At 60.9% G+C, this 11,395-nt stretch carries 9 protein-coding genes; all 9 read right to left on the minus strand.

Annotated features, from left to right (window positions below; translation table 11 throughout):
- Positions 1-608: ABC transporter substrate-binding protein (locus tag Q0K07_RS11950; RefSeq protein WP_294559504.1), on the minus strand; the 608-nt coding region annotated here is incomplete at its 3' end.
- A gap of 343 nt (positions 609-951) precedes the next feature.
- Positions 952-3,342, minus strand: a complete 2,391-nt coding sequence (locus Q0K07_RS11955) for a DUF262 domain-containing protein (RefSeq protein WP_294559506.1) — start codon at positions 3,340-3,342, stop codon at positions 952-954.
- Entirely contained in the window at positions 3,339-5,147 is a 1,809-nt protein-coding gene (locus Q0K07_RS11960) for a DUF262 domain-containing protein (RefSeq protein WP_294559508.1), read from the minus strand. Before Q0K07_RS11960 ends, Q0K07_RS11955 begins: the two co-directional genes overlap by 4 nt.
- Before the next feature lie 147 nt (positions 5,148-5,294).
- The gene (locus Q0K07_RS11965) at positions 5,295-5,993 is read right to left on the minus strand and encodes a Crp/Fnr family transcriptional regulator (RefSeq protein ID WP_294559509.1); all 699 of its coding nucleotides are present in this window, start codon (positions 5,991-5,993) and stop codon (positions 5,295-5,297) included.
- A 121-nt stretch (positions 5,994-6,114) separates the two neighbouring features.
- Complete coding sequence (locus Q0K07_RS11970; RefSeq protein WP_367178904.1) at positions 6,115-7,191, minus strand: SLC13 family permease; 1,077 nt, start codon at positions 7,189-7,191, stop codon at positions 6,115-6,117.
- A 15-nt stretch (positions 7,192-7,206) separates the two neighbouring features.
- The gene (locus Q0K07_RS11975; protein ID WP_294559511.1) at positions 7,207-7,467 is read right to left on the minus strand and encodes a hypothetical protein; all 261 of its coding nucleotides are present in this window, start codon (positions 7,465-7,467) and stop codon (positions 7,207-7,209) included.
- A gap of 117 nt (positions 7,468-7,584) precedes the next feature.
- Complete coding sequence (locus tag Q0K07_RS11980; protein WP_294559513.1) at positions 7,585-9,273, minus strand: FAD-binding protein; 1,689 nt, start codon at positions 9,271-9,273, stop codon at positions 7,585-7,587.
- Complete coding sequence (locus Q0K07_RS11985) at positions 9,273-9,617, minus strand: hypothetical protein (RefSeq protein WP_294559515.1); 345 nt, start codon at positions 9,615-9,617, stop codon at positions 9,273-9,275. The genes Q0K07_RS11980 and Q0K07_RS11985 overlap by 1 nt, the downstream gene beginning before the upstream one ends.
- The gene (locus Q0K07_RS11990) at positions 9,580-10,914 is read right to left on the minus strand and encodes an FAD-dependent oxidoreductase (RefSeq protein WP_294559517.1); all 1,335 of its coding nucleotides are present in this window, start codon (positions 10,912-10,914) and stop codon (positions 9,580-9,582) included. Before Q0K07_RS11990 ends, Q0K07_RS11985 begins: the two co-directional genes overlap by 38 nt.
- Positions 10,915-11,395 lie beyond the last annotated feature (481 nt).

Genomic DNA, 11,395 nt, shown 5'->3' on the forward strand with positions numbered 1-11,395 from the left:
TCGCCGGAATTGTACTTCATGTCGGCCACGATTTCGCCGCCGAGCTTCTTGTAGGAGCGCTTGAAGAAGCTGCACAGGCCCACGGAATAGTCATTGGCCACGTCCATGAGAATGGCGGCCTTCTTCATGCCGAGGGTCTTGTACACATAGGAGGCAGCGGCCGCGCCCTGATAGGGGTCGATGAAGCAGGCGCGGAAGTAGTACTTCTTGCCCTGGGTCACGAGGGGGCTGGTGCAGGAGGTGCCCACGCCGGGAACCTTGGCCTTTTCGCCCACTTCGCCGCCGGCCATGGCCAGGGAGGAACCGTAGGTGCCGATGTAGGCGGAAACCTTGTCGCGTTCCACAAGGCGCTTCACGGCGTTGGCCGCTTCCACCTTGTCGGACTTGTTGTCCACGACGACGAGTTCCACGTCGCGGCCGAGCACCTGGGGCTTGGCCTTGTGGGCGAGGTTGATGCCGTCAAGTTCCAGCTGACCGCCGAAGGCGTTCTGGCCGGTGAGGGGCAGATACACGCCGATTTTAATGGGTTCGGCAGCCATGGCGGGGAAGGCGATGCCGCAGGCCATGGCGGCCATGGCGACGGTGGCGAACACACGGGAAAGCTTCATAACGGTTCCTCCGGATAGCAGAAACGGGTTCGTGTGAAAACAGATAGGGCGATAGTATAGAAACTTACGATTATGTGCAATCATGCAGGCGGCAAAAACAGGGAACATTCACGGCTGAAGCGCCGTTTCATGGCGGAAGATGTTGTTATTGTGTGCATGGTTAGGGAAAATATGCGTTTTTTGATATTTTCTCTCAGGAAAAAGAAAAAGGACTTTTTTGCCATTTTTGTGTTTACACGGCAGAAAAATTGTGGAAAATATTTCCCCCCTTTTTCCGCGGAGCGGAAAGAGGGGGACAAAGGCGCATGAAGGAGGAAGAATAGCCCCTGCAAGGCCCGGTTTTTCAGGAGTGTTCCAGCTTCGCCATGCTTTCCAGCACGGGCAGGATGAGCTGTATGCGGTCTTCGGTATCATAACACCGATGCCGGAGGTAACTTTCTTCTTCATCGGAATCCTTGCCGGGAATGGGGAGCCTGCCGACTTCCGCTCCGTCCTGAGGTGTGGTCAGCTCCAGGGCGGGGTGAAGCCTGCGCAGCATTCGCAGGTATTGTTTCTGCTCCTCGTTCAACGGATCATCCCAGGCTTCGGCACTGCCGATGATCCAGCATTGTTCGTCGGGCCACAGGGCCAGAGCGTGGGGCAGAAGGAGCATCTGCCACTTTCCTCGAGACTCCCAGCGAAGTACAGAACCGCATTTCTCTTCTGCCGCAAGATACGCGGTCCAGAGATAAGGATTCCAGTAGGAGGAGCGGAGATCGCTTCCTGCCGTCTGCCACCATTCAAAGTGCCGCTTTTTGTTGTCTTCCCAGACGTAATACCCCCTGGTGTCGCAGGCGTCGGGGCGAAGGGCTTCATATTTGACGAAATAGTAACGCCAGCAGAGCTTCTGCTTTTCTTCACGGGAATGCAGCCAGGCCTCCGCCCTGCGATGGATGCCATCTTCCATCTCTTTTGCCGTTTCCGCTTTCTCTGTCGCCCGCATCAGAGCCTGCAGGGCCTTTTGCATGCGACGGAAAGGAACCGTATCCGGGGAAGAGGAAAAAAGTTCCTTGTTTTCGGAGGACCGTTGAGATCCGAAAAAGAAGCGGCGTACCACAGGCAGGGCATGGTTGCCGAAGCTGAGAAGGCCGCGCAGCACCGTGTCGTAAGGGACGGGATGTTCGCCGAAGGCGAGGCGGAAGAAGCGCCATGCGAGGAGCACGGGTTCGCGTTCGAAAACAAGCGTCTTTGTTTTGGCTTCGGTTTCCTTCTCTTCGCGGGAGAACACGGCGATTCTGCCGCGCAGAAGGGGGTGGTCTTCCAGAGAGTCCACAGCTTCCTGAAGTTCCGCATCGTCTTGAAAGGCCCTTCGCAGGTTGAGTTTCGCCTGCTCCTCCCTGAGCTGCCAGGCGTTGAACCGGCTTTCCTCATCCAGGCGTCCTTTCACAATGAGATTGTACACGCCTTTGAGCTGCGCGGCCCTGTATTCGGGCACAAACTCGTGGGAGGAATGTTCCAGCAGGTTGCGCAGGATGCGGAGCCTCAGTTTCGCCTCCTCCTGCCCGATGCCTTCCGCAAGCACCAGCAGGCAGGCGAAATGCAGGAAGTTTTCGGCATGACCGGCCCTGCCTTCGCAGCAGCACATTAAAAGGTCGGCATTCTCGTCGACGCTCTGACTGAAAAGAGAAATCTTTCCTTTTTGGGGTAAGGTGGCGGGGCTGGCCTTGATAAAGAACCCTGTGAAAAAGGAAGGTATCCGTTTTTCTGGAACAATACGCTCATGCAGCGCATCCAGCGCCTGCGTCAGAAAGGCGAGATTGTCGCAGGAGGGGCAGAGCCGTTCGCGGGAAGGGGAGAGGGCGGCGACCATGCGGGAGAAAAGGTCGTCTCCCGGCGCGTCGTCCGGTGCTTCCGGGTCCGGCAGGGCAAGCATCATATCCGCAACATAGCGGAAGAAGGCGGCAAAGGCCCGGTCCGTCGCTTCCGCGGGGTCTTCCTTTCCGCTTCTGTCGGCAAAGTGCGTCCAGAACACGTCGAGCCAGTCGTTGTCCAGCTTATCCGCGATATCTTTGGCCCGCTCCGGGAATTTTTTCCTGAGATGGGGCAGAAACTGCGCCTTGAAGTGTTCCCAGTCCGTGAGCAGCCTGCCGCGCGCGTTCATTTTGATGAAGATTTCCTCGGGCGAGTTGCCGAGGTTCCGCACGCCTTCGTAGAAGAAGCGCACGGGCTCTTTTTCCTTCAGCCGCCGCGCAAGGTCGGGCATGTCGCGGAAGGTGTCGTCCATCTCGTCCAGCATGACCAGCATGGCCGCGATGGTGGGGTCGTGCCTCCATGCGGGACTGAACCAGCACTGATTTTTGATGAAGCTGGAAAGCTTCTCCCCGTTCCTGGGGAGGTGCCCGGCATGGGGGCGGGAGCGCAGTTCCCGGCAGAAGAGCCGCGCGCTTTCCCGCACCTCGTAGGTAAAGGGCATGGCGTTCTCATCCAGCAATCCTGCATACCAGTGCAGCAGAAAAAGCGTGGTCAGGCGCTGCTGTCCGTCAAAGGGCAGGAAGGTGCGCCCGTCTTCTTCTCCGTAGATGAAGTCGAGATGCAGCGGTTTTTCCGAGGTCAGCGCCTCCTTCAGCGCACGAAGAAAGTCCCGGCGCACCCGGCGGCTTCGGGCATCCTCCCTGCCCTGAGCGTAATCGCGCTGGATGAGGGGAATGCGGATTTCATGTTCCCGGATAAGCGTGTGAAAGGTCGTGGTTTTCATACCGTGGCTTCTCCCTGCTTTTGCCGGAAGGCGTCGAGCATTTCATGCAGGGCCTTTGCATAACCCTCCCTGTCTTTTTCCGACCACCAGGGCAGCGTTTCCTCCTCTTCGGTGAAGTAACGCAGAAACACGGCTTCCGTGGCCGGGGGAATGTCTTCGCCTTTTTTGATTTTTTCCAGTATCTTCATGCGCTTGACCACGAACAGGGAGTTGTTCAGGCTGCTGTTGGCGTTTTGGTCCAGAAGGGCGAGGTTGAAGAGGGAATGAACATCGCTTCCGCCCGAAGCGCTCATGCGCTTCATGAAGTCGAACACGGTGCGGGAAAGGGCGTCAAAGTCTTCTCGCGTCGGATTTTTTTGGACCAGAAAGCTCTGAAGTTCCTCGGTGCAGCGCTTCCTTTCGGCGGTGAAGGCTTCTTCCGTCACGCCTGCCGCAGGCGGGAGCGCGGCGAAGCGCAGGGTGGAAAGGGCCTTTTCATGCTCTTTCGCCCACGTCTGCCACTGATCCTTCGTATGCAGCGCCTCCACGTTCTGCGCCTGAATGTGCTCAAGGCTCCAGCTGTTTCTCCGGTACATGCGGAAGGGGAAGCGCCGTTTTCTTCTGCGCGCATATTCCACGTTGAAGAGGAAAAGCAGCCGCAAAATGATATGGTTGTTTTGGGGGTAGTGTAGGTCTTCCAGTACGGGAAAGGCCCCGTTACGGGTGATGCTTCCGCGTATGCGGTCGGATATCCAGTCCCTGAGGGCCGGTTTCGGGCTGGTCTTCGCCTGCTTCAGAAGTTCTCCGAGAACGCTTCTACCCTCCACGTTGTTCAGGTAGCCCAGCCGGTGATAATACTCGTTGTCTTCGTACCAGAAGCGCAGGTATTCATGCTGAAGGGAGAGCTCGTGCAGAATGCTTTCGGCGGTTTTTTCCTCCAGCAGTTTGCTTATGGCATGGAAGGAGAAAAGCTCGTCCGTATTGTTCCCTCTTCCGGTGTACAGGTCCAGCAGAAAACCCATGCGCGGCGCATCGTCCCCTTGATCGCCGCCGAGAAAGGCCATGAAGTCCTCCTCACGCAGGGAGCGTTCCATGTCGTCCCACATCGAGCCGAGAAGGGCGCTTTTCCGGCTTTTTTCGCGCATGTCGCCTTCGCCGGGGGCGCTGAGAAGCAGCGCGCGGCACAGTTCCGCGCACGTCAGCGGTATGCGGCCCATGTTCAGGCGGGTGAAGCGCTCCTCCGCGCTGCCTTCCTCAGGGGTGACGTCGTACCAGAGCACGCGGACGTTTTGAGTGAGTATCCGGTACAGGTGTTCGTCCGGCGTATGCTCATGGAAGAATTGCCGTACGACGCAACTTGCCTGCGCCATGTAGTGAAAATCAATGTTTTTCGAGGCCTGCGCCTTTCCCTCCGGGCTGTCGGCATGGTCCGGGTCTTCGGCAAGGCGCTTCAGAAACTCGCCGCTTTGCGGCCGGTTTTCATAGGTGATGTGGAAGGAAAGGGCGCTTTGTCTCTGCAGGGCGCGGCAGAGCACGGCATCCATGAGAAAAAGGGTGGTGAGTCTCTGCTGTCCGTCGATGAGTTCCCAGTCTTCCCCATCCCGTCTGACGATGAGGGGCTGCAGAAAATAGATGTCGCCCCTCTCTCCGTCGGAGGCGGAATCTTCGCCGGGCTTTTTCCTTTTCTCTGCAAAAGTGGCGATGTCTTCGCAAAGTTCCCTCACCTGCCTTTCCGTCCAGCGGTAGCCGCGCTGATAGCTTTTGACGACAAAGTGTTTTTTCTTCAGGGCATCTTCCAGAGAACGGACGGCGGCTTCCTCATTCATGCGGGCGCTCCTTCGGTAAACTTGCTGCGGCCTGCCGCCCGGGAAAAAGGCGGCACGGGGAAAGAGTAACGCCGCATCATGAGCTTTTCAAGCGGGGCGGCGGAGAAATGCCCCTCCGTCCGTATGGGCGGAAAACTGCCGGGCGGGCTACGCCTGCCCGTTTTCGGCCAGACGGCGCAGCGCATCCATGTCGGCAATGACGAGCGAGCGTTCGTTCAGGGTATGGATGACGCCGCGCTTTCTGAGTTCGCGCAGGGCGCGCAGAAGGGAGGTGCGGTGCATGCCCATTCTGTCGGCCATCTGCGCCTGAGAAATGCCGGGCACGATGCGGGCGGCATCTTCCGCGTCGAGGGCGAGCTGAAGGCAGAAGCGGCATACCTTGGCCAGGGTGGAACCCGAGGTCTGCGACAGGGCCGTGTGCATGGTCATGAGCTTGATGCCCAGCGACTGCATGAGGTTGGAAATGAGCCGGGGGTAGCGGCGTATGAAGTCCTCGTCGTAGAGCAGGGAATAATGGTAGCGGAAGGCCGTGACATCGCTTGTGCAGTAGAACTGGGAGCAGCAGTCGAGAAAGCAGGTGGATTTCGCGCACAGGGCGTGGGCCACGTTGAAGAGCGTGCCGCTCTTCATCTGCACCATGGTCTGCACCTTTCTGTCGGAAGCGGTGTAGAGAATGGACATTCTGCCTTTCTTGAGAAAATAGAAGTAGTCCCGGACTTTTTCGCAGGGAATGGTGGTTCCCCGGCAAAATTCCATTTTCGTGCCCAGCTCTTCAAGATCCTTCCACGGAAAGTTCAGCGCGGGCAGGGACATGGTGAGTATGCCCTTGGTGTATTCGTTCGACATGCGCAGTCCGCCGCAACATAAGACGCCCGTGCGGGCGATGGGGAAAGGCCCCTCTTTTTCCTAACAGCAATAACGCCGGAGGAAAAGGGGGGCCTTTCGTGGGGGGGAGCGGAGGATCTTGTCAGCTCCAGAACACGGCGGCAATGAGGAAGATGAGCAGGGTCGATACCACCATGCGCGCGCCGAGGAGGCGGGTCATGGTGGAGAGGTTCATGTAGCCTGTGCCGGTAAAGAAGAAGATGAGCGTCATTTCATAGGGGAAGAGGTACTGGTCGAGGCCGAGGTTGAAGGCGATGAGCAGGTCTTCCACGGGCAGGGCAAGTTCCGCCGCAAGTTCATGGAGGGGCAGGGTGAGGGCGCTGATGGCGGCAAGAGGCGTGAGGAAGAAGTTGGCGATGAGTCCGGTGAGGAAGGAAATGAGGAAGGGGAAGCCTCCGCCGCAGGCGCCGAACAGGGGAATGAGCGCCTCCTTGATGAGCTGGGTGGCCTGAACGTGGGAGGCGGCGATGCCTATGGACATGGCGCCGCAGGTCATGAACACGATGCTGTGGTTGAAGGCCTTCAGATCGTCGTTGGAAAGCACGTTCACCCGGGGCACGAAGAGCAGAAGCGCCGCGAGCATGAGGATCATGGCGATGTTGAGGCCGTGGGTTCTGTTTATGGTGATGAAGGCCAGAAGCATGAGGAGAAGAATGACCAGCAGCTTCTTTTCCGGGGCGGACATGGGCGGGAGCTTTTCGTACTGTTCGCGCAGCATGCTCCGCACGGGGAGGTTCCAGCGGTCACGCACCATGAGCACCACAAGGCTCACGCTGGCGGTGAGGATGACGAAGGCCGGCAGGCCGGAACGGAAGAAGAAGCCGGTCCAGGACATGGGCGTATCCGGCAGCTGGGAGAAGATGTACACGCCGCCGTCCTGCAGGAACATGGCCCCGGTGCCTATGGCGGAGAACATGGCCGCCAGCATCACGGCCGTGGCGGCGGTGGATTTCTTTTCAAAGTGCAGCTCCTCGCAGATGGTCACGCCCAGAGAAACGAAGAGCACGCAGCGCGCGGGCATGGGGATGACGGGCAGCACTGCGCCCGACAGGCCCAGAAGAAAGAGCATGGCGAGGAAGGAGCGGCTGAACCGGGCAAGAATGGTGAGCACGATGCGCCGGGCCAGTCCGGTTTTCTGCAGGGCTATGCCTATGATGATGCCGCCCGTGGTGGTTCACGGGGCCAGGCCCAGCCACGGGGCGTAGGCTTCGTTCATGGGAATGAGGCCTGCAATGACATAACAGACGGGGATGGCCAGGCCCACCACCATGTCGGGCAGAAGCTGCATGCCCCAGATGGAAATAAGAATGAGAGTCAGCCCGCCCCAGAGCAGCATGTCGCCGGAACAGGCGGGAGTTTCGGGAAGGGCCATGACCGCAAGGCCGGGGATCAGGGCCAGCGCCCATTTCATCGAGACGGGAGTGGAGCCGCTCATACTGTCTCCTGTCGGCCCGGCGCGTTGGCGCCGGGCCTGCGTGGCTGAGGATGGGGGATGCTTTCCGCAGCGGCGAAGAGGAGCGGAAAGAGAGCCTGCGTGCCGCAAGGGCGCGGTTTATTTCGGGTAGTTGAAGTCGTCCATGTAGAAGCGGGTGGGCGTTACGGGGTAGCGTTCCAGGGGCAGTCTTTCCTGCCTGGTGCGGATGGCGCCGCCTGCGTTTTCAATGTCGATCCAGCAGATGTCCCTGTTTCTTTCCGGGTGGTCCTGCCGGTAATGGCCGCAGCGCGATTCGCGCCTGGCCAGACTGGCCCTGAGGTACATTTCCGTGAGCATGGTCATGGAGCGGGCCTCCATGGCCTTGAGCAGATAATGCGGTTCCGAGGCGCTCATGTCGGGCAGAACGTTGTCGCGCACCTCCTCCACCTCGGCCAGTGCGCGGGAAAGCCCCTCGCCCGTCTTGAGGATGGAAACGTCGGTGTGGGCCATGATTTCCTGCATGCGCCGTACGATGTCCTTGGGCGCAATGCCCGGCCTGCCCAGGCGCGAGAGCATGTCGTCGGAAGGTTCCGGTCCGGAGCCGGCAACGGGGGCGGCGGTCCGGGAGGCCAGGTCGGCGGCCGCCTCGCCCGCGATGTAGCCCGTGGTGCTCGTGATGCAGGTATCCCAGCCGCCCATGTACACGCCGGCGTGCACGCTGAGGGCGCGGCCCGCCACGAAAAGCCCGGGCACGCCGGTCATGCAGTGCTCGTCCGCAGCCACGCCGCCGAAGGATATCTTGCCCGAGGGCGTCCAGGGCGTTTTCATGTGGAAGAAGTCGATGCCGAGGCTCTTGAGCTTGTCGTTGTTCAGCTTCATCCAGCCCCCGGCGGGGGTCATGACGCGCACGCCTTCCTCGCTCATGGTGCTGGTGTCGAACCAGATGGGGGCGTTGCCCGCCTGCGTTTCCAGCGCCATGCCCCGGATATTGTAGTGGGGGTCGGCCTTGGCCCCGTGCACCGGGGAGTAGCGGCGCATGAAGTCTTCCCCCTTGTTGTTGAGAAAGCGCGCGCCGTAGGGCAGAAGGCCGGTCTGCCCCTCCCAGGCGAACTGCACGGGCACGTTCCAGTGGGAGACGAATTCCATGTTCCGCAGCGTGGCGCCCGCCTGAAAGGCCAGGTACGCGCCTTCGCCCGCGCAGGTGTTGGCAAGATACGATTCCTTCCAGCCGCCGATGTGGGAGCAGAGTATCACCGCCCGGGCGCGGAAGAGGCACGGGGCGCCGCTTCGGGCATGGAAGCCCGCCGCGCCGCATACCGCGTCGCCGTCCTTGAGGATTTCGGTGATTTCCACGTTGCTGATGCGGCGTACGCCGTGTTCGCGCATCTTTTCCGTGAGCAGGGCAGAGGCATGAGCGCCGCCCTTTCCGTAGGGGTGATAGACGTAGTAACGCATGTGCGGCAGGTCTCGCTGAGGCACGCATAAAAGCCTGCCGGAATCGTCTCTGGCAAAGACGTGGCCCCAGGATTCCAGGTCGAGAAAGCGCCGGTACGAGGCTTCGAGTATGGTGCGGATCTGCGTCTGATCACAGAGTCCGTCGTAGTAGTAGACAAGGTCGTCCAGAAGATCATTCACCTGAAATTCCGGCTGCATGACGATCATGTCGCCGCCGCTCATCATGCCGAGACCGCCCCAGTTGCCCGGCCCCTTGTCGGCCATGAGCACGCGGCAGCCCAGGGCTGCGGCGCGTATGGCCGCCCACGAACCGGAATAGCCGCCGCCGATGACCAGAACGTCGCACGTATATTCCATGGGTTTGATGTTCATCAGAAACCTCCGATGTTGCTTTCAAGGGTGAGGGGAAGGCGTTCTTTGAACGGATGCACGTTGATGGCCCCGGCGGGGCAGTTCAGTTCGCAGAAGAAGCATGTCATGCAGTCGTCGCGGAAGGCCACGCGGGCGCGCGCTCCGCATGTCATGCAGCGTATGCTTTCGTTGAGCGCGTCGATGTCGTCGAAGCCGCGCCGCGTTTCCCCGAAGCCTTCGGCCGCGCAGAGGGAGCGCTCAAGGCGCGGCACGGAACGGATGTTCTCGCCGGGCAGGTGTTCCGCCACGGGCCTTGTTTCCTCTCGTTCACTGTGCAGGTGCGCGCCCATGAGCAGCCTTGTCATGGAAAGGGCGGCCTCGCGCCCGGCGCGCACGGCCTTGATGACGGAGGCGGGGCCGGGCATCCCCTGCGGCAAACACGTTCCATATCGAGGTGTTCATGGTCACGGGGTCCACGGCAAGGCGCGTGGGCGAAGCCTTTTCCAGCGTGGGGAAGAAGGAGAGATCGCCCGCCTGACCGATGGCGAACACCACGGCCTCGGCGTCCAGCTCCCGGGTGTCGGCATCATCGAAGCGGGGGCTGAAGCGGTGCTCCTCATCCCATACGCCGAGGCAGCGCCTGATGCGCAGCCCTGCGGCGCGACCGCTCTTTTCATGAATTTCCACCGGGCCCCAGCCGGCAAGAATGTTCACGCCCTCCCTTTCGGCGTCCTCCACATTGTGGGGGAAGGCGGGCATGGCGTCCTTCTCTTCCAGGCAGACCATGGTGACTTCTGCGGCGCCCAGCTTCAGGGCCGTGATGGCGGCATCCACCGCCACATCACCCCCGCCGACCACCACCACGCGGCCGCCTTGGGGAAAGTCGGGCATGGCTTCGGGCTTGTCGCTGCTGTTTCTGCGCGCCGCGCGCAGAAATTCCAGCCCGTGGAACACGCCGGGCAGATCTTCGCCGGCAATGCCCGCACGGCGGCTCACACTCGCGCCCACGGCCAGACACACGGCCTTGAAGCCCCGGTTCTTCAGCTCCTCAAAGGAAATGTCGCCGTTGTCGCCGATGGTGGTGTTGCACACGAACTTCACGCCCAGGGCGCGCAGTCTGGCAATCTGCGCCTCCACCACGGCCGTGGGCAGGCGGTAGGCCGGTATGCCCCAGCGCAGCATGCCGCCGGGTTCGGGAAGGGCCTCGAATACCGTGACGGGGTAGCCCGCTTTGGCCAGAAACCACGCGCAGGAAAGCCCGGCAGGGCCGGAACCGGCCACGGCCGTCTTGTGGATGTGCCGCACCGCGGGCTTTTCCGGCATGTCGTTGAGCGAAAAGTCGCCGAGGTACTGTTCCAGCGCGTTGATGTTCACGGCGCCGTCCACCCTGGTGCGGCTGCATTCCTTTTCGCAGGTGTGCGGGCATACGCGCCCGGTAATGGCCGGGAACGGGTTCTTTTCCATGATTTTCTGCGCCGCTTCCTCACGCTTGCCCTGCTGCAGCAGGTAGTTGCAGGCGCGCATGTCCGTGCCGGCGGGGCAGGCCGCCGCGCAGGGGGAAAGGGTGGGCTGATCCGTGTCCAGCCGGAACACGTCCAGACCGCAGGTTTTGAAGCATGTGCCGCAGCCCGTGCATTTGGAAGCGTCGATGGTATGTATCATCCGAGACCTCTCCGGTTGATGGTGTGGAGCATGGATGTGCCGGAAGAACCGGCTCCATGGGCGGATCATAGAAGGGCCGCGGGAAAAAATCGTGTAGCGGCGGCTACACGAAAGGCAAAAAAAGCACTTTTTTTCACATCGTCCGTACCGGGTTCCGCGCACGGCAGGGAAGCATGGTTTGCCCGGAGACGGGAGGGCGGCGCAGGGGCGGAAACGGCGCTGGAAGGGGAAAAACGATGGCAGGAGAGGGAAAAAACGGCACTGGAAGGGGGGAAAAGGCCTCGGGAAGGCGGAAACGGCGTCGGGAAGGCAGAAACGGCGTCGGGAAGGCAGAAACGGCGTCGGGAAGGCAGAAACGGCGTCGGCAGGAGGAAAAACGGCGTCGGCAGGTTCGCTCAGGCTGCTTTCTGGGGGAAAAGCGCTGTTCCGGGGCAGAATGCGCGGGATGCCGCAGGCCGGAAAGGCAGGGGCGCGACAGCAG

This window comes from uncultured Mailhella sp. (genome assembly GCF_944324615.1).
Lineage (GTDB): Bacteria > Desulfobacterota > Desulfovibrionia > Desulfovibrionales > Desulfovibrionaceae > Mailhella.